Source organism: Micrococcus sp. iso_26, assembly GCF_056172975.1.
Genome location: NZ_CM149652.1, coordinates 1,682,347 through 1,708,232, shown reverse-complemented (window position 1 = coordinate 1,708,232; position 25,886 = coordinate 1,682,347). Strand labels below are relative to the sequence as shown.

Sequence of the window (25,886 nt, the reverse complement as noted above, 5' to 3'; positions counted from 1 at the left end):
GCCCGCGCTCAGGCGAGCAGGTCCAGCGAGAGGGCCATCGCGGCCACGCCCAGCAACACGCCGCCCAGCGCTGCGCCACGGCCCCCGGCCGCCCGGGCGGCGGGCAGCAGCGCGTCGAGGCTCACGGTCACCATCACGCCCGCCACGGCCGCGAAGACGGCGGCCACGAGCGCGGGCGTGAGGAACGGGGCCAGCAGCAGCCAGCCGATCAGCGCGCCCAGCGGCTCCGCGATCCCCGTGAACGCGGCCCACGCGAAGGCCTTGCACCGCGACCCGGTGGCCTGCCGCACGGGCACGGCCACGGCCACGCCCTCGGGCACGTTGTGCACGGCCATCGCGACGGCCAGCGCGAGGCCCACCGACGGATCCTGCAGGGTGCCGGCGAAGGTGACGAAGCCCTCCGGCAGATTGTGCAGGCCGATCGCCAGGGCCGTCACCGTGCCCAGGCGCAGCATCCTCCGCCGGTCCAGGCCGGCCGGGTCGTCGACGTCGCCCGGCATCTCCGAGACGGGGTCGGGGACGGCGCGCTCGAGCAGCACGTAGGCGCCTGCGCCGAGGGCCAGGGCGGCCACCGCGACGGCGGTCGCCGCGGGGCCGACCGCCCCGCCCAGCCCCTCGACGGCGGCCGGCAGCATCTCCAGGAAGGAGACCGCGAGCATGACGCCCGCGGAGAGGCCGAGGGCGGCCCCCAGCCCGCGGCCCGAGGGCTCGCGTCCGACGATCGCCAGGACGCCGCCCAGCACCGTGGCCAGCCCGGCGAACGTCGTGAGAGCGAGCGCGGTCCAGAACGGGTCCACGGGGGAGGGCCTCCTGACGGGCGGCGGGCGGGGTGGGACCATCCTAGGGACCACAGGAGGAGACCATGACCGACACCGCCGCCGGCCCCGGATTCGCGCTGCCCCGGGGCGTCGAGCCGGGCCGCGCCGTCGTCGTGGGCGCCGGCCCCAACGGCCTGACCGCCGCCGCCCTGCTGGCCCGCGAGGGCTGGGAGGTGGACGTGTTCGAGCGGGCCCCGGTGCCCGGCGGCGCGTGCGCGTCCGCGCCGGTGCTGGGGGAGGGGACCGTGGTGGACCTCGGGGCGGCGGGCCATCCGTTCGGCGTCGCCAGCCCCGTGTTCCGGGAGCTGGGGCTGACGGACCACGGGCTCGCCTGGCTGCACCCGGCCGTGCCGATGGGACATCCGCTGCCGGACGGGCCGGCCGCCCTCCTGCACCGGGACCTCGAGGCCACCGCCGCGGGTCTCGGCGTCGACGCGCGGGCCTGGCGGGCCGTGCACGGGGCCCTGGTCGACCACGTCGACGAGATCCTGGCGGGCGCGCTCGGCCCGGTGCTGCGACCCCCGCCCCATCCGGTGGCGATGGCCCGCTTCGGCCTGCGCGCCCCGTGGCCGGCCGATCTGCTGGGCCGGGCGATGTTCCGCACGGAGGCCGCCCGCGCCCTGTTCACGGGCTCGGCGGCCCACGCGATCCTGCCCTCGAGCCGGCCCCTGACGGCGGCGTTCGGTGCGCTCTTCGGCGCGCTCGGGATGAGCTCGGGCTGGCCGGTGGCGCGCGGCGGGTCGGGGGCGATCGTCGACGCGCTCGTGGCGGTGCTGCGGGCGCACGGCGGGCGCCTGCACCTGGGTCACGAGGTCACGGACCTGCGCGCGCTGCCCGCCGCGGACGCCGTCGTGCTGGACCTGACCCCGCGCCAGGTGCTGCGCGTCGCCGGCACGGGCCTGCCGCCGCGCTACGCCGCGGCCCTGCGCCGGTGGCGCCCCGGGCCGTCCGTGTCCAAGGTCGACTTCCTGCTCGACGGGCCGATCCCGTGGCGCGACGCCCGGCTGGCGGGCGCGGGGACGGTGCACCTGGGCGGGACCGCCACCGAGATCCGGCGGGCCGAGGACGACGTCGCGGCCGGCCGGATGCCGGCGCGGCCCTTCGTCATGCTCTGTCAGCAGCAGGCGGCAGACCCCTCACGGGCCACCGGGCCCGCCCGGGGGCACACGGTCGTCTGGTCCTACGCCCATGTGCCCCACGGCCACCCCGGCGACGTCCGTCCGCTGATCGAGGCGGAGGTGGAGCGGCACGCACCCGGTTCCCGGGACCGGATCCAGGCCGCGGTCGCGATGCGCCCGGCCGATCTGGAGGCGTGGAACCCGAACCTCGTGGGCGGCGACATCGCGGGGGGATCGCTCGCGGGAGCGCGCGCGCTCCTGCGCCCCACTGCGTCGCCCCGGCCGCACCGGGCGGGTCGGACCGGGCTGTATCTGGCCTCCGCCTCCACCCCGCCGGGCGCCGGCGTCCATGGCATGGGCGGGGCGTGGGCCGTGCGGACGCTGCTGGCGGACCGTCGTCGCTGACCGCGCCGGCGCCCGGGTGCAGCGGCGCCGGGCCGGGGCCTGCCGGGGTGTCGGCGACCGCTGTGCGACACGGCTGGGACGGATCCAGATTCGGACTTTCGCGAACCTGAATGTTCCCGCTACAGTGTGCTCCATCTCACGGAACGTCCCGTCTCGACGGAACGGCCCGGGGGTCGTCTCGCACCACCAGGTCCCCACAGGGATGCGGGCGCGCGACGTCCTTGCACCTCTCATGAACGGAAGCACCTTCCATGAAGTACACGAAGCTCTCCGCTGCCGCGGCCCTGGCCGCCGGCTCGGCCCTCATCCTCTCCGCGTGCGCCCCGGGCGGCGGCAATGCAGGCGACTCCAGCAGCAACAGCGCCTCCGGCGCCAGCCAGGGCGGCGACTCGGGCGCCGGCAACGTCATCGAAGGGGACAAGGGTCAGAAGCTCACCGCCGAGGCCTCCGGGCCGGGGAAGGCCGACCTGGGCGACGTCAAGACCCAGGACGGCTCCATCGCGTACTCGGTGGGCGCCGACGACTTCCTGTCCTACAACGGCCTGCAGTCGAACACGTACACCACGTACAACTCGGCCGTCGCGGACCGCATGTTCTCGTCCTTCTGGTACTTCGGCACCGACGGCTCGATCATCCCGGACAAGGACTTCGGCACGTACGAGAAGACCTCGGACGACCCGCTGACCGTGAAGTACACCATCAGCGACGACGCCAAGTGGTCCGACGGCACCCCCGTCACCGCGGGCGACTTCATCGTCCACTGGGCCGCGAACAACGACACGATCAAGGCCGAGGGTGCCGAGACCCCGCTGTTCGACTCGATCTCCTTCGAGCAGGGCAAGTACATCCCGGAGGCGCCCGAGGGCGAGGCCGACGGCAAGGAGTTCACCGTCACCTACCCGGAGCCCTACGCGGACTGGGAGATCCTCATCAGCACCGCGCTGCCGGCGCACATCGTCGCCAAGGAGGCGGGCATGAGCTTCGAGGAGCTCGTCACCGCCGCGAAGGAGAAGGACGTCGAGGCGCTCACCCCGGCGGCCGAGTTCTGGAACGACGGCTGGGACTTCAGCCCCGGCGAGCTGCCGGACGCCTCGCTGGTGCCCTCCATGGGCCCCTACAAGTTCAAGGACGGCGGCTGGCAGGCCGGCCAGTCCATCACCCTTGAGGCCAACCCCGAGTACTGGGGCACCCCGGCGGCCACCAAGGAGCTCGTCCTCCGCTTCGCCGACCCGAAGACCCACGTGCAGGCCCTGCAGAACGGCGACCTCGACGTCATCGAGCCGCAGGCCACCGTGGACACCCTCCAGCAGCTCGAGGGCCTCGGCGAGGACGTCAACGTCCAGACCGGTGACCAGCTGACCTGGGAGCACGTGGACTACAACCGCGGCGAGGGCTCGGTCTTCGCGGACTCCCCGGAGCTGCGCGAGGCCTTCGCCCTCTGCCTGCCCCGCCAGCAGATCGTGGACAACCTGATCAAGCCGATCTACGCGGACGCCCAGGTCATGAACCTGCGCGAGGTCTTCCCCTTCCAGGACAAGTACCAGGAGGTCGTGGACGCGGCCTACCCGAAGGAGATGGACCAGCCGAACATCGAGAAGGCCAAGGAGCTCGTCGAGAAGTCGGGCGTCTCCAAGCCCACGGTCCGCCTCGGCTACCAGGCCGGCAACCAGCGTCGCACCGAGACCGTCGCGCTCATCAAGAGCTCCTGCGACCAGGCCGGCTTCGACGTGCAGGACGCCAACTCGCCGGTGTTCTTCAAGGAGGTCATGCCGGCCGGTGACTACGACGCCGCCCTCTTCGCCTGGGCCGGCTCGGGCCAGAAGGCCTCCGGCGCGAACATCTACCAGTCGGACGGCGCCCAGAACCAGCAGAGCTACAACAACCCCGAGGTGGACGCGGCCTGGGACAAGCTCGCCACCTCGCTGGACGAGAACGAGCAGCTGGAGCAGGTCAAGACCATCGAGAAGCTGCTGTGGGAGGACTTCCAGGCCATCCCGCTGTACGCTCACCCGGGTCTGGTCGGCCACAAGGCCGACGTCGCCAACGTGCGCGACACCGCCGCCCAGTCGGGTGCGCTGTGGAACGTGGAGCAGTGGGTCCGCGTCCAGGAGTGACACCCCGCTGACCTCTGACCCGGCGGTCCGCCTCCCGCGGACCGCCGGCGTCGGGATCGAGGACAGAGCCCGGCCGGGCACCGGCCGGGCTCTGGCCGTGAACCGCGGCGAACCCGCACCCCTCCCTTTCCCTTGCACGCGCACGGAAGGTCACCCCCTGTTGTGCTGAAATTCATCCTCAAGCGCCTCGGCAGCTCCCTCCTGGTGCTGTTCGGCGCGTCGATCCTGCTCTTCTTCCTCGTGGCCCACTCGGGTGACCCCCTCCAGGACCTGCGAGAGTCACAGAACCCCAACCGCGAGACCCTCATCGCCGCCCGCACCGCGTTCATGGGGCTGGACCAGCCCTGGTACGCCCGGTACTGGGACTGGCTCCAGGGCATCGGCGGCTGCGTCACCGGTCAGTGCGACCTCGGCCTCAGCCGAAACGGCCAGTCCGTCGCCGACCTGCTGAGCAACGCCGCGGCCTCCACGCTGCGCCTCGTGGTGCTCGCGACCGTCCTGGCGATCATCATCGGCATCGCGATCGGCATCGTCACCGCGATCCGCCAGTACTCCGGCCTCGACTACGTGGTCACGTTCCTGATCTTCCTCTTCTTCTCGCTGCCCGTGTTCTGGGCGGCCGTGCTCCTGAAGGAGTACATGGGGATCCGGTTCAACGACTGGATCCGCAGCCCCGAGCTGAACTGGCCCCTCCTCATCGGGGTCGCCGTCCTCGCGGGCCTGGTCCTGCAGGCCGTCATGGCGGGCGACCTCAGGCGGCGCGCCTTCACGTTCGGCGCCACCGCCGCGTTCATCCTCCTCGCCGGCTGGGTGCTGTTCGCCGTCGACTTCTGGCGGCATCCGCAGATGGGCCCGGTCGTGCAGCTGGTCATCGGCCTGGCCGCCGCCGTCGGCGCCACCGCGGTGATCTCCGGTCTGCGCAACCGGTCGGTCCTCAAGGCCGCTCTGGTCACGGTCGCGATCGGCCTCGTCGCCTACTACGCCACCTACGGCCTGCTGTGGCGGACGCCGTCCGCACTGCTGCTGGCCGGCCTCGGCGTCATCCTCGTGCTGGTGGCCATCCTGGTGGGCCGGCTGCTCGGCGGCTTCTCCAAGGGCTCGGCCGTGTCTGCCTCGCTGGTGACCGCCCTGATCATGGGCGTGGCGATCGTGGCGGAACACCTGATGAACTACTGGCCGACCTTCCTGAAGGTCAAGCCGCGCCCGATCTCCACGATCGGCTCGGGCACCCCGAACCTGGACGCCCACTTCTGGGTGGTGTTCCTGGACCGCGGTGCGCAGCTTCTGCTGCCCACCATCCTGCTGACCATCATCTCGGTGGCCACGTACTCGCGGTACACGCGCTCTTCCATGCTCGAGGTCTCGCGCCAGGACTACATCCGCACCGCGCGCGCCAAGGGCCTGCCGGAGCGCCAGGTGATCCTGAAGCATGCGTTCCGCAACTCCCTGATCCCCATCACCACGATCATGGCCTTCGACTTCGCCGGCCTGATCGGCGGCGCCGTGATCACGGAGCAGGTGTTCGGCTGGAAGGGGATGGGCGAGCTGTTCGCCACCGGCCTGCGCGACGTGGACCCCATGCCCGTGATGGCGTTCTTCCTCGTGACGGGCACCGCCGCCGTGCTGATGAACCTCGTGGCGGACGTGCTCTACGCCGTCCTCGACCCCCGGATTCGAGTGTGAGCCAGATGACCACCAACAACTCCTCGATGACGGGCGCGCAGCTCGACGAGAAGCAGATCTTCGACCTTGCGGAGGCGGAGGACGCCAAGCTCCGCGCCAAGGCCGGGAAGTCCTACTCCCAGGGCGCCCTGGTCCGCAAGCGGTTCTTCCGCCACAGGGCGGCGATGATCTCCCTGATCGTGCTGGTCTTCATCACGCTGATGGCGTTCTCCTCCATCGGCTTCGCCGGCATCCCCGGCTGGTGGGACAAGTCCTACACGGCCGCGGCCTCCGTGGTGAACGGCGGTCGCCCGACGCTGTCGGTCGTGCCGCAGGCCTTCGGGGGCGAGGGCCTCCGCTGGGGCGAGCACCCCTTCGGCCAGGACACCACGGGCAAGGACTACTTCGCCCTCGTGATGCGCGGGACCCAGCAGTCCATGATCATCGCGGCCATCGTGGGCCTGCTCTCCACCGTGATCGGCGCGATCGTCGGCGCCGTGTCCGGGTACTTCGGCGGCTGGGTCGACTCCGTGCTGATGCGCCTGACCGACCTGATCATCGTCATCCCGCTGCTCGTGCTCGCCGCGGTGCTCGGCCAGATGGCCAGCGGCATGAAGATGGGCATCCTCCCGCTCGCGGTGGTGCTCGGCCTCGTGTCCTGGACGTCCCTGGCCCGCCTCGTGCGCGGCGAGGTCCTGTCCCTGCGCGAGAAGGAGTTCGTGGCGGCCGCCGTCGCCATGGGCGCCAAGCCGGGCCGCCTGATCTTCAAGCACCTGCTGCCCAACACGATCGGCGTGATCGTCGTGAACGCGACGTTCGCGATCGCGGGCGCGGTGCTGCTGGAGACCTCGCTGTCCTTCCTCGGCTTCGGCGTGAAGGCGCCGGACTCGTCTCTGGGCCTGCTCATCTCCGACTATCAGAACGCGTTCACCACCCGTCCGTGGCTGTTCTGGTGGCCCGGCATGATCATCCTGGCGATCGCCCTGTCCGTGAACTTCCTCGGTGACGGCCTGCGCGACGCCTTCGACCCGCGCCAGGGTGCGGGCGCCCACCGCAGGCCCCGCTTCTTCGGCCGCCGCGCGGCCGCCACCGAGGCCGGTGCGACGACGGCGGGCGGTCTGGCCGCGGCCCCGACGGCCGGCCGGATCGAGGCCCCCGTGGAGGCGGCCGGCGGATCCGCACGGATCTCCGACGCGGACGAGGACGGTCAGCGATGAGCGCGAACGACAAGAAAGGCCGATCCATGTTCGGCAAGAAGAACCAGAACGACGTGACCGCCGGCGGGCAGGGCTCGCACGCGGCGTCGTCGGCCGACCTCGAGGCGCGCGGCGCCGCCGTGCCCGGCTCCTCCGGCGCCGGCGGCGTGCCTCCGGGCCCCGCGACGAGCGCGATGGGCGTCGTGGCCCGCCACGACGACCTGGGCGGCGAGCCGGTGCTCGCCTTCCGCGACGTGGACGTGAAGTTCGCGACCGAGTTCGGCGAGGTGCACGCGGTCAAGGGCGTGACGTTCGACGTCAAGCCCGGCGAGGTCGTCGCCCTCGTGGGCGAGTCCGGCTCCGGCAAGTCCGTCACGAGCGCCACCGCCATGGGCCTGCTCCCGGGCAATGCGGACATCACCGGCTCCGTGCAGCTGGCCGGCCGCGACGTGCTCACCATGACCCCGGGGCAGCTGCGCGACATCCGCGGCGACGAGGTGGCGATGGTGTTCCAGGAGCCCATGACGGCCCTGAACCCCGTCCTCACCGTGGGAGACCAGCTCACGGAGGCCCTCGAGCTGCACGGCATCGCCTACGGCACCGAGGCGGACAAGCGCGCCGTCGAGCTGCTCACCATGGTGGGCATCCCCGACGCCGCCACCCGGCTCAAGCAGTACCCCCACCAGTTCTCGGGCGGCCAGCGCCAGCGCATCGTCATCGCGATGGCGATCAGCTGCTCGCCGAAGGTGATCATCGCGGACGAGCCCACCACGGCGCTCGACGTGACGGTCCAGGCCGAGATCCTGGAGCTGCTGCGCTCCCTGAAGAACAAGATGAACACCGGCATCCTGCTCATCACGCACAACATGGGCGTGGTGGCGGACATGGCGGACCGGGTGTGCGTGATGCTCCACGGCGAGCTCGTGGAGCAGGGCTCGGTGCACCAGGTGCTCCAGCACGCCCGGCACCCGTACACCCAGAAGCTGCTCTCGGCGGTGCCGCGCCTCGGCGAGCCCCTCGAGGTGGCAGAGCCGGAGCCGGTCACGGCCACGCAGACGCAGGCCCGGTACGCGATCGAGGCGGAGAACCTCCACCTCGAGTACGACCACCGCGGCAAGAAGAACCGCGTGGTCCACGACGTCAGCTTCCAGGTGGCCCCGGGCGAGATCCTGGGCCTGGTGGGCGAGTCCGGCTCGGGCAAGTCCACCATCGCCAAGTCGGTCCTCGGCCTGCTCACCATCGCGGAGGGCTCGCTGCGCATCCAGGGCCACGACCTGGCGACGATGCCCAAGGCCGAGCAGCGCGCCCTGCGCAAGAACATCGGCGTGGTCTTCCAGGACCCGGCGGCCTCGCTGGACCCGCGGTTCCCGATCGGCGACATCATTACCGAGCCGATGGTCGTGCACAAGGTGGGGGACCGGCGCTCGCGCCTCGCCCGCGCCGAGGAGCTGCTGGACGCGGTGCGTCTGCCGCGCTCCGTGGTGAACCGGTACCCGCACGAGCTCTCCGGCGGTCAGCGCCAGCGCATCTCGATCGCCCGCGCCCTGACCCTGGACCCCCAGGTGCTCATCGCGGACGAGCCGACCTCGGCCCTCGACGTGTCCGTCCAGGCCGCCGTGCTGGACATGTTCGCGGAGCTGCAGCAGCGCTACGAGTTCGCGTGCCTGTTCGTGTCCCACGACCTCGCGGTGGTGGACATGCTGGCCCACAAGGTGCTCGTCCTCAAGGACGGCCGCCAGGTGGAGCAGGGCCCCACGGAGGAGGTGCTCCACCGTCCGAAGGAGGAGTACACCCGTCGCCTCCTGGCGGCGGCGCCCGTGCCGGACCCGGACCAGCAGGCGGAGCGTCGCCAGGAGCGCCGCGAGTTCCTCGCCTCCCTCGGCGAGGGCGTCTACTGACCGCGCGGGTCGGCGGCGGGCGCGTCCCGCCGCCGGCCCCGGGCCCACCGGCCCGCCTGTCCACGGCGGCCCCTGCGCGTACAATCGCACGGGGGCCGCCGTCGTCGTGCGCCTCCACCCCTTTGATGTCGAACCGGACAGGACGCCCATGACCTCGACCGAAACCCGCCGCTCCGATCTGCGCAACGTGGCCATCGTGGCCCACGTGGACCATGGCAAGACCACGATGGTGGACGCCATGCTGCGCCAGACCGGTGCCTTCAACACGCACGGCGACGTCGCCGAGCGGGTCATGGACTCCGGGGACCTGGAGAAGGAGAAGGGGATCACGATCCTCGCCAAGAACACCACGGTGTTCTACTCCGGCCCGTCCGCCCCCGAGGGCGAGACCGTCACCATCAACGTGATCGACACCCCCGGCCACGCCGACTTCGGCGGCGAGGTGGAGCGCGGCCTGTCCATGGTGGACGGCGTCGTGCTGCTCGTGGACTCCTCCGAGGGCCCGCTGCCCCAGACCCGCTTCGTGCTCCGCAAGGCCCTCGCGGCCAAGCTGCCCGTGATCCTCGTGGTCAACAAGACGGACCGCCCGGACGCGCGCATCGACGGGGTCGTCTCCGACTCCATGGACCTGCTGCTCGGCCTGGCCTCGGACCTGGCCGAGGAGGACCCGGGCCTGGACCTCGACTCGGTGTTGGACGTCCCCGTCGTCTACGCCTCGGGCAAGGCCGGCCGCGCCTCCCTGACCCAGCCCGCCGACGGCGCCCTGCCGGAGGCCGAGGACCTCGAGGCCCTCTTCAACGTGATCATGGAGCACATCCCGGCCCCGTCCTACACCGAGGGCGAGGTCCTCCAGGCGCACGTCACCAACCTGGACGCCTCCCCGTTCCTCGGCCGCCTCGCGCTGCTGCGCATCTTCAACGGCACCCTCCGCAAGGGCCAGCAGGTCGCGTGGGCCCGCCAGGACGGCGCCCTGAAGACCGTGAAGATCACCGAGCTGCTGGCCACCAAGGGCCTCGAGCGCGTGCCCGCGGAGGAGGCCGGCCCGGGCGAGATCGTCGCCGTCGCCGGCATCGAGGACATCATGATCGGCGAGACCCTCACCGACGCGGAGAACCCGAAGCCGCTGCCGCTGATCACGGTGGACGACCCGGCCATCTCCATGACCGTGGGCATCAACACCTCCCCGCTGGCCGGCCGCGTCAAGGGCGCCAAGGTCACGGCCCGCCAGGTGAAGGACCGCCTGGACAAGGAGCTGATCGGCAACGTCTCGCTCAAGGTGCTCCCCACCGAACGCCCGGATGCGTGGGAGGTGCAGGGCCGCGGCGAGCTCGCCCTGGCCATCCTCGTGGAGCAGATGCGCCGCGAGGGCTTCGAGCTCACCGTGGGCAAGCCGCAGGTGGTCACCCGGACCGTGGACGGCAAGGTCCACGAGCCGATGGAGCGCATGACCATCGACATCCCCGAGGAGTTCATGGGCGCGGTCACGCAGCTCATGGCCGCCCGCAAGGGCCGCATGCAGGAGATGTCCAACCACGGCACGGGCTGGATCCGCATGGAGTTCCTGGTCCCGGCCCGCGGCCTGATCGGCTTCCGCACCCGCTTCCTCACCGAGACCCGCGGCGCAGGCATCGCCTCCTCCTACGCGGCCGGCTACGAGCCGTGGACCGGTGAGATCGAGTACCGCACCAACGGCTCCCTCGTGGCCGACCGGGCGGGCACCGCCACGCCGTTCGCCATGATCAACCTGCAGGAGCGCGGCACCTTCTTCGTGCAGCCGGGCGCTGAGGTGTACGAGGGCATGATCGTGGGCGAGAACTCGCGCGCCGACGACATGGACGTGAACATCACCAAGGAGAAGAAGCTCACCAACATGCGTGCGGCCTCCTCCGAGTCGTTCGAGGGCCTGACGCCCCCGCGCCGGCTCACCCTCGAGGAGTCCCTCGAGTTCGCCCGCGAGGACGAGTGCGTGGAGATCACCCCCGAGGACATCCGCATCCGCAAGGTCGTCCTGGACGCCAACGAGCGCCTGAAGGCCGCGCGCGCCCGCGCCCGTGCCTGATCGCCCCCGCCGCCGCGCCCGGCCCGCCGACGTGGTGGGCGGGACGCTGCTCGGCGTCGTCGCCGGCGCGCTCGGCACCGCCGTCCATCTGAACCTGGCCTCCCTGCCGGGCGGCTGGACCCTGCCCTGGGGTGCGGTGCTGGCGCTCGTGCTCGTCGGCTCGACACAGCGCTGGTGGATGGTCCGACGCGCGGGCCGCGGCGGGCGCGCCCTGCCGGCGGGGGCCGCGGTCGTCGCCGGCGCGTTCACCGCCGTCCTGGCCCTGCAGCGCCTGCCGGTGGACGACGCCCTGGGGTTGTCCTGGACGGCCGGCCTGTGGGCGGCGGCGCCGGGCGCCGTCGTCGCCTCCGTGGCCTGGAACGTCGGCCAGCCGGTGCTCGGTATGGTCCTGTTGGCCGCGGGCCGGCGGCTGGACCGCCGACCCGCGGAGGCCGCCGAGGCCGCCACGCGCCCCCGCCGGGCCACTGTGACCGCCCGCGAAACGCGTCCGGGGGAGCGAGTACCCTGGACCGCAGCCCCGCAACCCCGTGCCCAGAGAGAGGTGGACGGTCAGCCATGACCTACGTGATCGCGTTGCCGTGTGTGGACGTCAAGGACAAGGCGTGCATCGACGAATGCCCCGTGGACTGCATCTACGAGGGTGAGCGCATGCTCTACATCCACCCGGACGAGTGCGTCGACTGCGGTGCGTGCGAGCCGGTGTGCCCCGTCGAGGCCATCTACTATGAGGACGACACCCCCGACGAGTGGGCCGAGTACTACAAGGCCAACGTCGAGTTCTTCGACGACCTGGGCTCCCCGGGCGGCGCCGCCAAGCTGGGCATGATCGCCAAGGACCACCCGATCATCTCCGCCCTGCCCCTGCAGAACGCCGACGCCTGAGCCCCATGCTGACGCTGCCGGACTACCCGTGGGACACGCTCACCCCCTACCGTGAGCGTGCCGCCGCCCACCCGGACGGCGTCGCGGACCTGTCCATCGGAACGCCGGTGGATCCGACGCCGGCGCTGATCCGCCGGGCCCTGACCGAGGCCGCCGACGCGCACGGCTACCCGACGACGCACGGCACGGACGCCCTGCGCCGCGCGGTCGTCGACTGGTACGCCCGGCGCCGCGGGGTGTCCGGGCTGGACCCGGCGGCCGTGGTGCCCACGGTCGGGTCCAAGGAGTTCATCGCGTGGCTGCCCACGCTGCTCGGGCTGGGCGCAGGCGATGTCGTCGTCCACCCCGAGGCCGCCTACCCCACCTATGCGGTGGGCGCGCTGCTGGCCGGGGCGGAGGCCGTGGCCGCGGACGACCTCGACGCGCTGGCGCCCGAGGTGCGGGAGCGGGTGCGCCTCGTGTGGACCAACTCGCCGGCCAACCCCACCGGCGCCGTGCTGGACGCGGCGGCGCTGCGCCGCACGGTGGACGCCGCCCGTGCCGTGGGCGCCGTGGTGTGCGGGGACGAGTGCTACGCCGAGCTCGGCTGGGACGCGTGGGACGGGGCCGTCGTGCCCTGCATCCTGTCCGACGAGGTCGCCGGCGGCGACCTGACGGGCCTGCTGAGCGTCTACTCGCTGTCCAAGCAGTCCAACCTCGCCGGCTACCGCGCCGCGTTCGCCGCGGGGGATCCGCAGCTCGTGGCGACCCTGGTCAACACCCGCAAGCACGCGGGCATGATCGTGCCGGCCCCGGTGCAGCATGCGATGGCCGTGGCCCTGGCCGACGACGCGCACGTCGCGGAGCAGAAGGACCGCTACCGCCGCCGTCGGGACGCGCTGCGCACCGCGCTGGAGGCCTCCGGCCACACGGTGGACCACTCCGAGGCGGGGCTGTACCTGTGGACCCGGCGGGCGGACCTGGACCCGGCCGACGCCACGGCGCAGGACTCGTGGGACCTGCTGGGCGAACTGGCGGACCTGGGCATCATCGCCGGGCCCGGCGTGTTCTACGGTGCCGGCGGCGACGGCTACGTCCGCGTGGCGATCACCGCCACGGACGAGGCGGTCGCCCGGGCCGCGGCGAGACTCACGGCCCGCGGGCCGCGGACCGGCTGAGCCGGGGTCGGGGGCCGTCGTCGGGGGAAGCGACCGCGCGTCCCGGGCCGGTCCTTGATAGTTTGGAGCAGAGTCGTCCCCGCGTGGGCGCGCCCACATGGGCGTGCGAACCCGGGCCATCGAGAAGACAAGACGAGGGAGCACACCCGTGACCCATCACGAGTCCGTCCGGCTGACCGTCGGCGAGCAGAGCCTGGACCTGGGCGTCGAGCACGCCACAGAGGGCAACAACGGCATCAACATCGCCCCGCTCCTGAAGGAGACCGGCGACGTCACCTACGACCCGGGCTTCATGAACACGGCGAACGCCAAGTCGGCCGTCACGTACATCGACGGCGACCAGGGCATCCTGCGCTACCGCGGCTACGCCATCGAGGACCTCGCCGAGCACTCCTCCTTCATGGAGGTGGCCTACCTGCTGATCTACGGCGAGCTGCCCGAGTCCAAGGAGACCCTGGAGGCCTGGGAGACCAACATCCTGCGCCACAACATGGTGCACGAGGACCTCAAGCTGTTCTTCAACGGCTTCCCGCGGGATGCGCACCCCATGCCGGTGCTGTCCTCCTCCGTGTCCGCGCTGTCCACGTTCTACCCGGACTCCCTGGACCCCCACGACCCGGAGCAGGTCCACATCTCCACCGTGCGCCTGCTCGGCAAGCTGCCGGTGCTGGCCTCCTACGCGTTCAAGAAGTCGCTGGGCCAGCCGTTCATGTACCCGCACAACTCGCTGAACTACGTGGAGAACTTCCTCCGCCTGTGCTTCGGCGTGCCGGCCGAGGAATATGACATCGACCCGGACGTGGTCAAGGCCCTCGACCTGCTGCTCATGCTGCACGCCGACCACGAGCAGAACGCCTCCACCTCCACGGTGCGCCTGGTCGGCTCCACCCAGGCCAACCTGTTCGCCTCGGTGTCCGCCGGCATCAACGCCCTCTATGGCCCGCTGCACGGTGGCGCCAACGAGGCCGTGCTGAACATGCTCCGGAAGATCAAGTCGGAGGGCATCACGCCCGAGGACTTCATGGAGAAGGTGAAGAACAAGGAGGACGGCGTCCGTCTGATGGGCTTCGGGCACCGCGTGTACAAGAACTACGACCCGCGGGCCAAGATCATCAAGAAGACCGCCGAGGACATCCTGGGCAAGATGGGCGGCAACGACGAGCTGCTGGAGATCGCCCAGCGTCTCGAGGAGAAGGCCCTCGCCGACGACTACTTCGTGGAGCGCAAGCTCTACCCGAACGTCGACTTCTACACCGGCGTGATCTACAAGGCCATGGGCTTCCCGGAGAAGATGTTCACCGTCCTCTTCGCCCTGGGCCGCCTGCCCGGCTGGATCGCCCAGTGGCGCGAGCTCATGGAGGACCCGGCCACCAAGATCGGCCGCCCGCGCCAGATCTACGTGGGCGAGCAGCTGCGCCAGTACCCGCAGCGCTGACCCGGGGGCGCTGACCCTGGGGCGCTGACCCTGCGTTTGGGGGCGGTTTCGGGTGGTATTCCGACGGAATACCACCCGAAACCGCCCCCAATGCGTTCGCCGGAGCGTCTTCATGTCGAGGCGGAGTGGCCGAGGCGGCGTCGGACCACCGCGACGACGCCACGGAAGTCCTCGCGCCCATCGGCCCAGGTGACGCGGAGCGTCGTCCAGCCGCGCGCCTGGCCGTAGCGGTCCCGGCGGGCGTCGCGCGCCTGCTGCTCCCGCGTGCGGTGCCCGGCACCGTCGTACTGCAGGGCCAGGCGCACGTGGCGGTAGGCGAGGTCGGCCACGGGGGAGAAGGGGTCCTCGGGTTCGAGCGCGGCCTGCAGCCCCGGCTCCGGCAGCCCGCCGGCCACGAGGGCGAGGCGCAGGCGGGTCTCGGGCGGCGAGTCCGCCCCGACGCGAACGGAATCCAGCGCCTCCCGGGCGGCCGGGCGGCCGTGGAAGCGTCCGGACGCGTGCAGCGCCGACCGCAGCGCGGCGATCGTGGTGGCCGGATCCGTCCGGCCCGCGGGCGTCCACGGGTGCCGGACGGCGTGGTCCCCGGCGGCCACGAGGTCCTCGAACGTCCACGGGGGAGTCAGGGAGCACAGGTCCAGCCAGGTGCGATCGACCGTGGTGACGCGCAGGCCGTGCACGTGCGTGACGAACTCGGGCGCCAGCGGCCGCCGGTGGTCCATCAGACCAGCCCGCCGGACGCGTCGTGTCCCCCGGGCCACGGTGAGGTGAACCGGCGGGTCGACGTCGAGCTCGCCGGTCGCCGGGTCGCGCCGCCGCCAGGCACGCGCGGGCATCGGCAGACCGTGCAGGTGGGCCGCGGTCTCGTGGGAGAGGACGGCATCCGGGCGTCGGCGCAGAAGCGCGGCAAGGTGATCGGGGGAGAAGCCGTGCCCGGGCTCGGGCAGGCCCAGGTCGGCCCATCCCGTGCCAGGGTGCGCCCGCTGCCGGTGGAAGCCCTGTCCGACCCGCTCCAGGTCCGACCGGCGGGCGCGGTCGGGCGGCAGCCCCAGTCGGGCCAGGTCCGTGGCCAACAGGACGGCGGGCTGGTCGGGCGGCAGAGGAGTCACGACGCGCGGCATGCACCCATCGGACGACGCCGGCGGGGCGCCCGGGGCGCGCTGGCCGCGGCACGGGGATGACGCGCGGGGCGGGCGCTGCTGTGCAGGAGCCGACGGCCCGCGCCGCGTGCCGCCGTCGTCGTCTTCCCGCCCCCGGGCCGCCGGGGAGTTCCGGGGGCGATACTGGGCGTTATCCCGGCGGGATACCACCGGAAATCGCCCCCCAACGCGGCGGAAAACGCGGGGAGGAACGGGGGAGGGGAGGGCCGGGTGTGCCGGGTCAGTTCGCGTGCAGCGCCGCGTTCAGTTCGACGGTCCGGCCGGCGCGGGGGAGGGCCTCGACCCGGCCCGTGGTGGAGTTGCGGCGGAACAGCAGGTTCGGCACGCCGGAGAGGTCCACGGCCTTCACGGTCCGCGCCGCCTCGCCGTCCTGGAGCACGCTCACGCGCGTGCCCGCGGTGACGTACAGACCGGCCTCGACCACGCAGTCGTCGCCGACGGAGATGCCCACGCCGGAGTTCGCGCCGAGCAGCACGTGCTCGCCGATCACGATCCGCTGGGTGCCGCCGCCGGAGAGCGTGCCCATGATGGACGCGCCGCCTCCGACGTCGGACCCGTCGCCCACCACGACGCCGGCCGAGATCCGGCCCTCCACCATCGAGTGCCCCAGGGTGCCCGCGTTGAAGTTGACGAAGCCCTCGTGCATCACGGTCGTCCCCTCGGCCAGGTGGGCGCCCAGGCGCACCCGGTCCGCGTCGCCGATGCGCACCCCGGAGGGCACGACGTAGTCCGTCATGCGCGGGAACTTGTCCACGCCGTACACCTGCACGGCGCCGCGGGCACGCAGCCTCGCCCGCGTCAGCTCGAAGTCGGCGACCGCGCAGGGTCCGTGGTTCGTCCACACCACGTTGGTGAGCAGCCCGAAGACGCCGTCGAGGTTGAGCTCGTTCGGCCGCGCCAGGCGGTGCGAGAGGGCGTGCAGGCGCAGCCACGCGTCCGCGGTGGAGGCCGGGGCGGCGTCCAGGTCGACTTCCAGCTCGACGACGGCCTGCGTGGTCCCGCGGTCCGCGTCGTCCGCGGCGAGGGCGCGCAGGGTGTCGCGCAGCGAGGCGTCCGCAGCGGAGAGCGGGCCGGCCACGGGGGCGGGGAACCACACGTCCAGGACGGCGCCGTCGGCGGCCGTGGTGGCCAGGCCGTGGCCGGAGACGAGACGGGAGGAGGGCTGCTGTGCGGCGGTCTGGGTCATGCGCCTCAGCCTACTGAGTGGCGGTGGCACGCTGCGGGGCGACGGGAGGCGCGTCCGTAGACTGGACACATGAGTCTCACCCCCAACACCCTGCCCGACCTCGCCGATCCGGACCTCGACGTCGCGGCGCTCACCGCCACCCTGCTGGACGTGCGCTCCGTCTCGGGGGAGGAGGGGCCGCTGGCCGACGCCGTCGAGCAGGCCCTGCGCGCCCTCGGCGGCCTCGAGGTGCGGAGGTTCGGGGACGCCGTCGTCGCCCGCACCGCTCTGGGGCGGTCGACCCGCGTGATCCTGGCCGGGCACCTGGACACGGTGCCCCTGCCCACCGTGCCGGGCTCGCGCGGGACCGTGCCCTCGGCGTGGGACGGGGACGTGCTGTACGGCCGCGGGGCCGTGGACATGAAGTCCGGCGTCGCCGTGCAGCTGGCCCTGGCCGGCCGCTTCGGCCGCGCGGACGGCCCGACCCCCGTGCACGACGTCACGTGGGTGTTCTACGACCACGAGGAGGTCTCCTCGGACCTCTCGGGCCTCGCCCGCGTGGCCCGCCAGGCCCCCGAGCTGCTGGAGGGCGACTTCGCGGTGCTGCTCGAGCCGACCGACGGCGTCGTGGAGGGCGGCTGCAACGGCACGTGCCGGTACCGCGTCACCTTCTCCGGTGTCGCGGCGCACTCGGGCCGCGCCTGGCGCGGCGACAACGCGATCCACAAGCTGGCCCCCGTGCTCACCGCCCTGGCGGCGTACGAGCCGGCCACGGTCACGGTGGAGGGCCTGGAGTACCGCGAGGGGCTGCACGCGATCCGCGTGGCCGGCGGCGTCGCGGGCAACGTCATCCCGGACGAGGCGTCCGTGGACCTGAACTACCGGTTCGCTCCGGACAAGACCCTCGAGCAGGCTCACGCGCACGTGCGCGCGGTGCTGGAGGGGGCCGGCGTGGACTGGGACGCCCAGGTGCGGATCGACGACGCCTCGCCCGCCGCCCGCCCCGGTCTGGACCGACCGGCCGCCGCCGCGTTCGTCGCCGCCGTCGGGGGAGAGCCCCAGCCCAAGTACGGGTGGACGGACGTGGCCCGGTTCTCCCAGCTGGGCGTGCCCGCGGTCAACTTCGGCCCCGGAGACGCCCTGCTGGCCCACACGGACGACGAGCACGTGTCCCGCGAGGCGGTCCACGCGTGCCTCGCGGCGCTCACGGCCTGGCTGGCCGGCTGACCCGACGACGTCGGCCGGTGCCAGCCGCCCGACCCGCGGGCCCGCCTCGCCCGCCGCCCGGTCAGCCCGCTGTGTCCGTGGGCGCCCCGACGCGCGGGGTCGTGGGGGCGCTGGCGTCGCCGGCCGTCCGCGACGACAGCCGCCGCGAGAGCCGGGTGGCCGCCCAGGTGAGGAGGAAGTTGATCACGATGAAGATCATCGCGGCCACCACGAGGGACTGCAGGATGTTGCCGTTGCCGGAGCCGAGCTGGCGGGCGTACTGCAGGAGTTCGAAGAAGCCGATGAGGTAGCCCAGCGCCGAGTCCTTGAGGATCACCACGAACTGGCTCAGCAGCGACGGCAGCATGGCGATGAGGGCCTGGGGCACCTCCACGAGCCGCAGGGACTGGGTGCTCGTCATGCCCACCGCCGCGGCCGCCTCGCGCTGGCCGCGCGGCAGCGAGCGCACCCCGGAGCGCACCAGCTCCGCGATCACGGACCCGTTGTACAGGGTCAGCGCCGCGATCACCGCGTAGTACGGGCCGTCCTGGGGCTGGATCGCCCCGGAGCGCGCGACCTGTGCGAACAGCTGGTAGAAGAACACCATCATCACGAGCACAGGCACGGCCCGGAAGAACTCCACGACGACGGCGGCCAGCCAGCGCACCGGGCCGACCGGGGCCAGCCGCAGGAAGCCGAACACCAGGCCGAACACCACGGAGGAGACCACGGCGATGCCCGCGGCCTGCAGGGTGAACTGCAGGCCCGGCAGGTAGTAGTTCCGCCACGCGTCGCCGTCGACGGCGGCCAGCCAGCGGCGGCCGGAGAGCTGGCCGGTGGCGTTCATCTGGATCAGCACGAGCACCGCCACGGCCAGCACCGCGGCGAGGGCGACGAGGTTGGCGAGGAGGATCCTCCGGCGGGCGATGGGACCCGGGGCGTCGAAGAGGACGGAGGCCTGGGCGCTCATCGGGCCACCGCCCATTTCTCCGAGGCCCACGTGGTCAGCAGGCCGATGGGGATGACGATCAGGCAGAAGCCGATCGCGAAGGTCAGGAAGATCGCCACCATCACGTCCGGGCTGAACTCGATCATGCGCTTCATCAGGCCCGAGGCCTCCGCCACCGACGCCGCAGCGGCGACGGTGGTGTTCTTGGTCAGCGCGATCACGGTGTTGCCCAGCGGGGTGATGGCCCCGCGCAGCGCCTGGGGCAGGATCACGTGGCGGGCCGCAGGCAGGAAGCCCAGGCCGATGGAGCGGGCGGCCTCGGCCTGCCCGAGGGGGACGGTGTTGACGCCGGAGCGGATCGCCTCGCACATGAACGCCGCGTGGTAGAGCGAGAGGGCGATCACGGCGTAGATGAAGAAGTTCAGCGTGAAGTCGGACGAGAAGCTGATCTTCAGCTGCCCCCAGACGGCGAGCACGCCGAGCAGCATGATGATCGTCAGCGGGGTGTTGCGGACCACGTTGACGTAGCCGGTGCCGAGGGCGCGCAGCGAGGGGACGGGCGAGATGCGGAACAGGGCGAGCACCACGCCGAGGGCGAACGAGCCGAGGGTCGCGAGGAACGCGAGCCTGATGTTCGTCCAGAACGCGAGCGGGATGTCCGCGCCGTAGTCCGCGAGGAGCGAGGAGATCGATTCCATGACTTCTCCGAGGGTCGGGACGGGGCTGACGGGCAGGGGAGCCGCCGGGCGGGCCGAGGGTGACCGTTCAGGTCACGTCCCCGGCCCGACCGGCGGCGGAGGTCGTCAGGCGCAGGGCTCGAACTCGGCGTCCTTGCCGGAGTTCAGCGTCTCGTCGTAGGTGTAGCCCGTGCCCTCGGTGTTGGACTCGAGGGCCTTCTTCCACTCGCCGGAGTCCTTCATCTCCTTGATGGCCTCGTTGATGTCCTCGCAGTGCTCCGAGTCCTTCGGCAGGCCGACGCCGTAGCGTTCCGTGGTGAAGGTGTTGCCGACGACCTTGAACTTGCCCTTGTTGGCGTCGGCGGCGGCCAAGCCCGCGAGGATGATGTCGTCCGTGGTCACGGCGTCCACCTGGCCGGACTCGAGGTAGGTCACGCATTCGGCGTAGCCGCCCTGCTCCACCAGGTTCACGCCGGAGGCGAACTGGTCCTTGATCTTCTGAGCCGAGGTGGAGCCGGTGACGGAGCAGAGGTTCTTCCCGTCGAGGGACTCGGGGCCGGTGATCGCGGTGTCGTCCGCGCGGACCAGCAGGTCCTGGCCGGCCACGAAGTACGGGCCCGCGAAGTCGACGCGCTCCTTGCGGGCGTCCGTGATGGAGTACGTCGCGAAGATCATGTCGACCTCGCCGTTCTCCAGGGCGTTCTCCCGGTTCGCGGACGGGGTCTGGACCCACTCGATGTCCTTCTCGGCCACGCCGAGCTTGCCCGCCACGTAGCGGGCCACGTCCGTGTCGAAGCCGGTGGGCTGGGCCGAGCCCTCGCGGTAGCCCAGGCCCGGCTGGTCGAACTTGATGCCGATGCGCAGGCTCTCGCCGGAGCCGGACGACGTCGACTCGCCGGCCGAGGACGAGCCGGCGGCGTCGCCACCGCCGCCCTGCGACGAGGAGGGGGAGCAGGCGGTGAGGGACAGGGCGGCCGCGGCCGTGACGGCGGACAGGGTCAGGAGCTTCGTGCGGAGCATGGTGCTCTCCTCTGGTTCGGTGCGGTGGGGTGCGACGGGGGACGGGGTCAGTGCGCGAGGATCTTGCCCAGGAAGTCCTGGGCGCGCTCGTGCTGGGGGTTCGTGAAGAAGGTGTCGGGGTCGGTGTCCTCGAGGATGGCGCCGTCGGCCATGAAGACCACGCGGTCCCCGGCCTTGCGGGCGAAGCCCATCTCATGGGTGACCACGACCATGGTCATCCCGCCCTCGGCGAGCTGGACCATGACGTCGAGGACCTCCTGCACCATCTCAGGGTCGAGGGCGGAGGTCGGCTCGTCGAAGAGCAGGGCCTTCGGCTCCATCGCCAGGGCGCGGGCTATGGCCACGCGCTGCTGCTGCCCGCCGGAGAGCTGGGCCGGCATCTTCCTGGCCTGGGCGGCCACGCCCACGCGCTCGAGCAGCTCCATGGCGTGCCGCTCGGCGTCTGCCCGGCGCTTGCCCTTCACCTTGATGGGCCCGAGGGTCACGTTCTCCAGGATCGACTTGTGCGCGAAGAGGTTGAAGGACTGGAAGACCATGCCGATCTCGGCGCGCAGCTGGGCGAGCTGCCTGCCCTCGGTGGGGAGCGGCCGCCCGTCGATCAGGATGCGGCCGCCGTCGTCGTCGATGGTCTCGAGCCGATTGATCGTGCGGCACAGCGTCGACTTGCCGGAGCCCGACGGGCCGAGGACGATCGCCACCTGGCCGCGCGGGATCCGCAGGTCGATCTGTCGGAGGGCGTGGAAGTCGCCGAAGTGCTTGTTGACGCCCTCGAGGACGATCAGGTCGTCGCCTGCGGCACCGCGACGGCGCCGCGTGCCGGCCTCGTCGAGGAGGTGGGCGCCGTGGGGCTGCTCAGGCGTGATCTGCGTCATGCCAATGGAATATAGCGCACGCCACACCCGGCGGGGTGCGCCGTGCGACGCCGGCCCTGGCGGCCCGCCGGCTCGTTAGGCTGACGCCATGGCCCCACATGAGCACCCCTCGGGCGGCGACGTCGCCGCCGCGCCCCAGCGCGTCCGCCGCGGCGGGCAGGTCCTGCGCGGGGAGGCGGCGCACACCCCCACGTTCGACCAGCTCCTCCTCGACGGCCGGCGGCCCGGCGACGCGGCACGCCCCGCCGCCGACGTCACCTCGACGACGTCCGAGGCCTGGCGTGTCCTGCGCATCCAGGCGGAGTTCGTGGAGGGCTTCGGCACCCTCGCGAGGCTGGGTCCCGCGGTCTCCGTGTTCGGCTCGGCGCGCACGCCCGAGGGCAGCGCCGAGTACGCCCTGGCCCACGAGGTCGGGAGCCGCTTGGCCCAGGCCGGGTACACGGTCATCACCGGCGGGGGGCCCGGCACCATGGCGGCCGCCAACCGGGGCGCCCACGAGGCCGGTGGAGAGTCCGTGGGCCTGGGCATCGAGCTGCCGTTCGAGACCGGCCTGAACCCCTGGGTGCACGTGGGCGTGGACTTCCGCTACTTCTTCGTCCGTAAGGTCATGTTCCTCAAGTACGCGCAGGGGTTCATCGTGCTGCCCGGCGGCCTCGGCACCCTGGACGAGCTCTTCGAGGCCCTCACCCTCGTGCAGACCGGCACCGTCACCCGCTTCCCCGTGGTCCTCGTGGACCGCGGCTTCTGGAGCCCGCTTGTGGACTGGATCCGCGGCACGCTCGTGGAGCGCGGCATGATCTCGCCCGAGGACCCGGACCTGTTCCACCTCGTGGACACGGCCGAGGAGGCCGTCGCGTGCGTGCTCCGCTCGGCGGGGAGGGCCGACGCGTGAGCGGGCCGCAGTGGATCGTCCTGGTGGCCGTGCTCGTCGTCGTGCTGGCGGCCCTGGCCGCCGCCCTCGCGGGCCGGCTCACGCTCCGGGCCGACGACCCGGCCGGGCGGACGCCGGGGCACCCCGTGCTGCTGCCGGAGCGGCCGCGCGCGGCGGATGTCGACCTGCTGCGGTTGGCCGTCGCGGTGCCCGGCTACCAGCGGGACCAGGTGGACGCCGTCCTGCTGCGGCTGCGGGACGCCCTGGCGCAGCGCGAGGACGAGGTGACCGCCCTGCGGGCCCGGGTGGCCGAGCTCGAGGCCGCCGACCCGTCCCGGAGCGATCCGGCGGGGCGTGCCTGAGTCGCGGGCCGGGCTCGGTGCGGGCCATCGTTTGGCGCGAGCACGCGGAATCCGCGATAATGGTGATGTGACCGGCCTCGCGCACGCTCGCGTGCGGGGGCGCCGGAGGCGTCCGGACAGTGCCCGCTCCCGCGGTCACCGGACGCCGTGACGGGAACATCATCCAGAAGGGAAGTCGCAATGGCCGCCATGAAGCCCCGCACCGGGGACGGTCCCATGGAAGTGACCAAGGAGGGGCGCAGCCTGATCATGCGCGTGCCGATCGACGGCGGCGGCCGTCTCGTGCTGGAGATCAACGCGGACGAGGCCCGCGAGCTCAAGGAGTGCCTCGAGGGCGTCATCCAGGCCTGAGCCCTGACCCCTTCGACGCGGACGCCCCGCGCACCGTCACGGTGCGCGGGGCGTCCGCATCCGCGTCCCCGCCGCGGATCAGCGGCGCACCGCGATCAGCACGCCCGTGCCGGAGGGGACGACGGCGGACAGCCAGTGCTCGTCCTCCCGGATGAGGCGGTCCACCGCCCGGGCGGACACGGTGGACTCGTCGCGCACGGCGGGCCGGGGAACGCGGTCGCCGTCGAGGGCGTCCACCACGACGAGCACGCCGCCGGGGGCGAGCATGCGCGCGGCCTGCTCGACGTCGAACTGACGTGCGGCCGGGTCCCCGTCCACCAGGACCATCTCATAGGCGCCGCTCGTGAGCCGGGGGAGGACGAGCCGGGAGCGCCCCGTGATCATGCGGGTGCGGCTCGTGGGCAGGCGGGCCTCCGAGAACGCCTCGCGGGCCGCGCGCTGTGCCTCCGCGTCCGGGTCCACGGTGGTGAGGACCGTGCGCTCGGGCAGACCGCGCATCAGGGCGAGACCCGAGACGCCGGCGCCCGTGCCCACCTCCACGACCGCCGCGGGGGCACGCGTGGCCGCCAGCACCGTCAACAGGGCCGCCGTCCCCTCACTCACCGGCGGCACCTCCAGCTCGGCGGCGCGCTCGCGGGCGCGCAGGACGACGTCGTCTTCGGTGGCCCGGCTCTCCGACCAGGCCCAGGACGCGTGCTTGTCGGTGGGCTGGGGCTGCAGGGCGCTCATGGGTGACTCCGGGACGACGACGGCGGGACCTCGCCCGCGGCACGGGCGACGCGGGCCAGTGTACGGGTCGGCACGCGGCCGCGACCCAGAGTTCTCCCAGGAGGCGGGCCGATGATGGGAGATGGCACGAACCGGCTCCCGCCATGTGGGAGGCCGTTCGCCGGGCCGAGGACGCGAGGACCGAGGAGGTGGCCGCATGGGACGTCGACACACCCAGCGCCACATGGACGCCTACCTCGAGGGCGCCCTCCCCGCCGCGTCCCGGGCGCGCATCGCCCGCCACCTGGACCGCTGCCCCGAGTGCCGCGCCACGGTCCAGGCCCGGGCCCGCGTGCTCGACGCCGCCCGCACGGTGCACCAGCGTCCGGCGGGCGCCGTCGTCGCCCCGGTGCTGCGCGCCCGCGGCGTCTCCGGCCGCCTCGTGGTGGGGCTGCTCACCTTCGTCGTCCTGCTCGGCGGGCTGTTCACCGCGGTCTGGGTGGCCGGCGCGCCCCGCGCCACGGCCGTGCGCACGGCCCCGACCCCGACGGACACCGTCGCCCTGCCGGCAGCCGGGACCGCGTCGACGGACCGGCGCGGAACCGTCGCGGAGCTGCGGGGTCAGGGCTGGACGGTGCCCTCCCTCGTGGGGGCCGGCCTGGAGCCGCTCACCGTGGACACCGCCCAGACGGCCGAGGACGTGGAGGTCGTCGTCGGCTGGGGTCGGGACGAGCCGACCGTGACCGTCCGCGAGTGCCGACCCCGGATCGTGGGAGCCGCCCCGGAGGGCTGTGCCTCGACCGCGCCCCTGAGCACGGGGGCGCAGGAGCGTCGACTGGCCGGCGGCGGCGTCTACCGGATCGTCCCGGCGGGGGGCGAGGACGGCTGGACGGCCGAGCTGACCACGCCGCAGGCCGCCTACCGCGTGGAGGCCACCCTGCCGGACGAGCGCGCGGACGCGGTCCTCACCCACCTGCTGGTCTCCGAGCGGGCACGGGTGCTCGAGCTGGGCGGCGGAGACGCCGTCGAGGAGCGCCTCGAGCGAGGCCTCGAACGCATCGCGGACGCCGTGCCGCGCCCCCGCGGCTGAGCCGCCCCGCCCCCGCGGCTCCGGGCTGTGGGGCGGTGCCGCTCTAGTAGAGTTCGGAGGGTGTTAGGTATCAACGGCAGCGAGTTCATCATCTTGGCGGTGCTCGCGATCGTCATCCTCGGGCCGGAGAAGCTCCCCGAGTACACGCGCGCCTTCACCGACTGGCTGCGCGTCATGCGCGACAAGGCCGAGGGTGCCAAGGCGCAGTTCAAGGAGGAGACCGGCACGGACTTCGACGAGGTGGACTGGCGCAAGTACGACCCCCGCCAGTACGACCCGCGCCGCATCATCCGCGACGCGCTCCGCGAGCCCGCCGACGGCTCGTCCACGCCCGCGTCCCGGGCGGCGCAGGCGACGGGCATCAGCGCCGAGGACGTGCACGGCGGCCTCACCCACCAGGACCTGGCGGACATGGATCCGCGCACGCTCTTCCGCCGCCCCGCCGGGGGCGGCAGCACCGCCGCCGCGGAGTCCGTCGCCGCCGCACAGACTCGGTCCACCGCGCCCGCCGCGGGGGCGGCCGCCGTGGGCGGTGCCGCCGCAGCCCTGATGGCCTCCGGCCGCGCCGAGGCCCTCGCAGAGGAGCGTCCTGCCGCCGTCGAGACCGAACCGGACCCCCTCGAGCTGCTCGGGCTGGCGCCCGCCCCCTTCGACGTCGACGCGACCTGACGCCGTCGCGCGCGTCGGGTGCCCCGGCCGGGGCGCCGGCACCCG

Annotated in this window: 24 protein-coding genes; 16 read left to right on the top strand and 8 right to left on the bottom strand. The window is 72.7% G+C overall.

What is annotated here, in order from left to right; all coding sequences use genetic code 11:
* Positions 1-8: 8 nt before the first annotated feature.
* The gene (gene zupT / locus AC0VX0_RS07825; RefSeq protein WP_036316454.1) at positions 9-797 is read right to left on the bottom strand and encodes a zinc transporter ZupT; all 789 of its coding nucleotides are present in this window, start codon (positions 795-797) and stop codon (positions 9-11) included.
* 65 nt (positions 798-862) lie between these two features.
* On the opposite strand from zupT, the gene AC0VX0_RS07820 reads away from it, so the two are divergent.
* The 10 genes from AC0VX0_RS07820 (at position 863) to AC0VX0_RS07775 (ending at position 14,744) form a co-directional block, all read left to right on the top strand.
* A complete protein-coding gene (locus AC0VX0_RS07820; protein ID WP_377636103.1) occupies positions 863-2,341 on the top strand; it encodes a phytoene desaturase family protein in 1,479 nt (492 codons plus the stop codon).
* A gap of 251 nt (positions 2,342-2,592) precedes the next feature.
* Positions 2,593-4,455: an ABC transporter family substrate-binding protein gene (locus AC0VX0_RS07815; protein WP_036339161.1), complete on the top strand. Its 1,863-nt coding sequence runs from the start codon at positions 2,593-2,595 to the stop codon at positions 4,453-4,455.
* A 162-nt stretch (positions 4,456-4,617) separates the two neighbouring features.
* Positions 4,618-6,138: an ABC transporter permease gene (locus AC0VX0_RS07810; RefSeq protein WP_036339165.1), complete on the top strand. Its 1,521-nt coding sequence runs from the start codon at positions 4,618-4,620 to the stop codon at positions 6,136-6,138.
* A 5-nt stretch (positions 6,139-6,143) separates the two neighbouring features.
* Positions 6,144-7,334 carry an ABC transporter permease gene (locus AC0VX0_RS07805; RefSeq protein ID WP_070709048.1) on the top strand — a complete coding sequence of 397 codons (1,191 nt, stop codon included), beginning with the start codon at positions 6,144-6,146 and terminating at the stop codon, positions 7,332-7,334.
* On the top strand, positions 7,331-9,211 hold the full coding sequence (locus AC0VX0_RS07800; protein ID WP_354436144.1) for an ABC transporter ATP-binding protein: 1,881 nt from the start codon (positions 7,331-7,333) through the stop codon (positions 9,209-9,211). The genes AC0VX0_RS07805 and AC0VX0_RS07800 overlap by 4 nt, the downstream gene beginning before the upstream one ends.
* 148 nt (positions 9,212-9,359) lie before the next feature.
* Positions 9,360-11,270, top strand: coding sequence for a translational GTPase TypA (typA, locus tag AC0VX0_RS07795; protein WP_060973538.1), 1,911 nt, complete (start codon positions 9,360-9,362; stop codon positions 11,268-11,270).
* On the top strand, positions 11,263-11,829 hold the full coding sequence (locus tag AC0VX0_RS07790) for a hypothetical protein (protein WP_060973537.1): 567 nt from the start codon (positions 11,263-11,265) through the stop codon (positions 11,827-11,829). Before typA ends, AC0VX0_RS07790 begins: the two co-directional genes overlap by 8 nt.
* Positions 11,826-12,152 carry a ferredoxin gene (fdxA, locus tag AC0VX0_RS07785; RefSeq protein WP_002855160.1) on the top strand — a complete coding sequence of 109 codons (327 nt, stop codon included), beginning with the start codon at positions 11,826-11,828 and terminating at the stop codon, positions 12,150-12,152. The genes AC0VX0_RS07790 and fdxA overlap by 4 nt, the downstream gene beginning before the upstream one ends.
* Before the next feature lie 5 nt (positions 12,153-12,157).
* Positions 12,158-13,309 carry a succinyldiaminopimelate transaminase gene (dapC, locus tag AC0VX0_RS07780; protein WP_101965977.1) on the top strand — a complete coding sequence of 384 codons (1,152 nt, stop codon included), beginning with the start codon at positions 12,158-12,160 and terminating at the stop codon, positions 13,307-13,309.
* A gap of 148 nt (positions 13,310-13,457) precedes the next feature.
* Positions 13,458-14,744, top strand: a complete 1,287-nt coding sequence (locus AC0VX0_RS07775) for a citrate synthase (protein WP_081339279.1) — start codon at positions 13,458-13,460, stop codon at positions 14,742-14,744.
* A gap of 110 nt (positions 14,745-14,854) precedes the next feature.
* On the opposite strand, the gene AC0VX0_RS07770 is transcribed toward AC0VX0_RS07775, so the two are convergent.
* On the bottom strand, positions 14,855-15,850 hold the full coding sequence (locus AC0VX0_RS07770) for a DUF559 domain-containing protein (RefSeq protein ID WP_245231861.1): 996 nt from the start codon (positions 15,848-15,850) through the stop codon (positions 14,855-14,857).
* Between the two features lie 271 nt (positions 15,851-16,121).
* Positions 16,122-17,087, bottom strand: a complete 966-nt coding sequence (dapD, locus tag AC0VX0_RS07765) for a 2,3,4,5-tetrahydropyridine-2,6-dicarboxylate N-succinyltransferase (protein WP_371506663.1) — start codon at positions 17,085-17,087, stop codon at positions 16,122-16,124.
* A 69-nt stretch (positions 17,088-17,156) separates the two neighbouring features.
* On the opposite strand from dapD, the gene dapE reads away from it, so the two are divergent.
* Positions 17,157-18,293: a succinyl-diaminopimelate desuccinylase gene (gene dapE, locus AC0VX0_RS07760; RefSeq protein ID WP_078025855.1), complete on the top strand. Its 1,137-nt coding sequence runs from the start codon at positions 17,157-17,159 to the stop codon at positions 18,291-18,293.
* Positions 18,294-18,354: 61 nt separating this feature from the next.
* On the opposite strand, the gene AC0VX0_RS07755 is transcribed toward dapE, so the two are convergent.
* The 4 genes from AC0VX0_RS07755 to AC0VX0_RS07740 all read right to left on the bottom strand — a co-directional run bounded on the left by AC0VX0_RS07755 (position 18,355) and on the right by AC0VX0_RS07740 (position 21,700).
* Complete coding sequence (locus AC0VX0_RS07755; protein WP_475451483.1) at positions 18,355-19,242, bottom strand: amino acid ABC transporter permease; 888 nt, start codon at positions 19,240-19,242, stop codon at positions 18,355-18,357.
* A complete protein-coding gene (locus AC0VX0_RS07750; RefSeq protein ID WP_036339190.1) occupies positions 19,239-19,919 on the bottom strand; it encodes an amino acid ABC transporter permease in 681 nt (226 codons plus the stop codon). The genes AC0VX0_RS07755 and AC0VX0_RS07750 overlap by 4 nt, the downstream gene beginning before the upstream one ends.
* Positions 19,920-20,024: 105 nt before the next feature.
* Positions 20,025-20,918, bottom strand: a complete 894-nt coding sequence (locus tag AC0VX0_RS07745) for a glutamate ABC transporter substrate-binding protein (protein WP_036339193.1) — start codon at positions 20,916-20,918, stop codon at positions 20,025-20,027.
* Positions 20,919-20,965: 47 nt separating this feature from the next.
* Positions 20,966-21,700, bottom strand: a complete 735-nt coding sequence (locus tag AC0VX0_RS07740; RefSeq protein WP_101965988.1) for an amino acid ABC transporter ATP-binding protein — start codon at positions 21,698-21,700, stop codon at positions 20,966-20,968.
* A gap of 178 nt (positions 21,701-21,878) precedes the next feature.
* Between AC0VX0_RS07740 and AC0VX0_RS07735 the strand changes: the two genes are divergently transcribed.
* The 3 genes from AC0VX0_RS07735 (at position 21,879) to AC0VX0_RS07725 (ending at position 23,374) form a co-directional block, all read left to right on the top strand.
* The gene (locus AC0VX0_RS07735) at positions 21,879-22,682 is read left to right on the top strand and encodes an LOG family protein (RefSeq protein ID WP_036339200.1); all 804 of its coding nucleotides are present in this window, start codon (positions 21,879-21,881) and stop codon (positions 22,680-22,682) included.
* Entirely contained in the window at positions 22,679-23,023 is a 345-nt protein-coding gene (locus tag AC0VX0_RS07730) for a hypothetical protein (RefSeq protein WP_036339289.1), read from the top strand. Before AC0VX0_RS07735 ends, AC0VX0_RS07730 begins: the two co-directional genes overlap by 4 nt.
* A 180-nt stretch (positions 23,024-23,203) precedes the next feature.
* The gene (locus AC0VX0_RS07725) at positions 23,204-23,374 is read left to right on the top strand and encodes a DUF3117 domain-containing protein (protein ID WP_002855133.1); all 171 of its coding nucleotides are present in this window, start codon (positions 23,204-23,206) and stop codon (positions 23,372-23,374) included.
* 78 nt (positions 23,375-23,452) lie between these two features.
* On the opposite strand, the gene AC0VX0_RS07720 is transcribed toward AC0VX0_RS07725, so the two are convergent.
* Positions 23,453-24,103 carry an O-methyltransferase gene (locus AC0VX0_RS07720; protein WP_036339203.1) on the bottom strand — a complete coding sequence of 217 codons (651 nt, stop codon included), beginning with the start codon at positions 24,101-24,103 and terminating at the stop codon, positions 23,453-23,455.
* Positions 24,104-24,299: 196 nt separating this feature from the next.
* Here AC0VX0_RS07720 and AC0VX0_RS07715 point away from each other — a divergent pair, with 196 nt between their 5' ends.
* Positions 24,300-25,172, top strand: a complete 873-nt coding sequence (locus tag AC0VX0_RS07715; protein ID WP_036316484.1) for a zf-HC2 domain-containing protein — start codon at positions 24,300-24,302, stop codon at positions 25,170-25,172.
* A 60-nt stretch (positions 25,173-25,232) separates the two neighbouring features.
* Positions 25,233-25,841, top strand: a complete 609-nt coding sequence (locus tag AC0VX0_RS07710; RefSeq protein WP_036316486.1) for a twin-arginine translocase TatA/TatE family subunit — start codon at positions 25,233-25,235, stop codon at positions 25,839-25,841.
* Positions 25,842-25,886 lie beyond the last annotated feature (45 nt).

Excerpts from the sequence above, each read along its gene's own strand:
- fdxA (WP_002855160.1), top strand. The coding sequence starts at position 11,826 with ATGACCTACGTGATCGCGTTGCCGTGTGTGGACGTCAAGGACAAGGCG.
- AC0VX0_RS07800 (WP_354436144.1), top strand. The coding sequence starts at position 7,331 with ATGAGCGCGAACGACAAGAAAGGCCGATCCATGTTCGGCAAGAAGAAC.
- AC0VX0_RS07820 (WP_377636103.1), top strand. The coding sequence starts at position 863 with ATGACCGACACCGCCGCCGGCCCCGGATTCGCGCTGCCCCGGGGCGTC.
- AC0VX0_RS07735 (WP_036339200.1), top strand. The coding sequence starts at position 21,879 with ATGGCCCCACATGAGCACCCCTCGGGCGGCGACGTCGCCGCCGCGCCC.
- AC0VX0_RS07805 (WP_070709048.1), top strand. The coding sequence starts at position 6,144 with ATGACCACCAACAACTCCTCGATGACGGGCGCGCAGCTCGACGAGAAG.
- dapD (WP_371506663.1), bottom strand. The coding sequence starts at position 17,087 with ATGACCCAGACCGCCGCACAGCAGCCCTCCTCCCGTCTCGTCTCCGGC.
- dapC (WP_101965977.1), top strand. The coding sequence starts at position 12,158 with ATGCTGACGCTGCCGGACTACCCGTGGGACACGCTCACCCCCTACCGT.
- AC0VX0_RS07725 (WP_002855133.1), top strand. The coding sequence starts at position 23,204 with ATGGCCGCCATGAAGCCCCGCACCGGGGACGGTCCCATGGAAGTGACC.
- AC0VX0_RS07815 (WP_036339161.1), top strand. The coding sequence starts at position 2,593 with ATGAAGTACACGAAGCTCTCCGCTGCCGCGGCCCTGGCCGCCGGCTCG.
- AC0VX0_RS07715 (WP_036316484.1), top strand. The coding sequence starts at position 24,300 with ATGGGACGTCGACACACCCAGCGCCACATGGACGCCTACCTCGAGGGC.
- dapE (WP_078025855.1), top strand. The coding sequence starts at position 17,157 with ATGAGTCTCACCCCCAACACCCTGCCCGACCTCGCCGATCCGGACCTC.
- AC0VX0_RS07745 (WP_036339193.1), bottom strand. The coding sequence starts at position 20,918 with ATGCTCCGCACGAAGCTCCTGACCCTGTCCGCCGTCACGGCCGCGGCC.
- AC0VX0_RS07750 (WP_036339190.1), bottom strand. The coding sequence starts at position 19,919 with ATGGAATCGATCTCCTCGCTCCTCGCGGACTACGGCGCGGACATCCCG.
- AC0VX0_RS07720 (WP_036339203.1), bottom strand. The coding sequence starts at position 24,103 with ATGAGCGCCCTGCAGCCCCAGCCCACCGACAAGCACGCGTCCTGGGCC.
- typA (WP_060973538.1), top strand. The coding sequence starts at position 9,360 with ATGACCTCGACCGAAACCCGCCGCTCCGATCTGCGCAACGTGGCCATC.
- AC0VX0_RS07755 (WP_475451483.1), bottom strand. The coding sequence starts at position 19,242 with ATGAGCGCCCAGGCCTCCGTCCTCTTCGACGCCCCGGGTCCCATCGCC.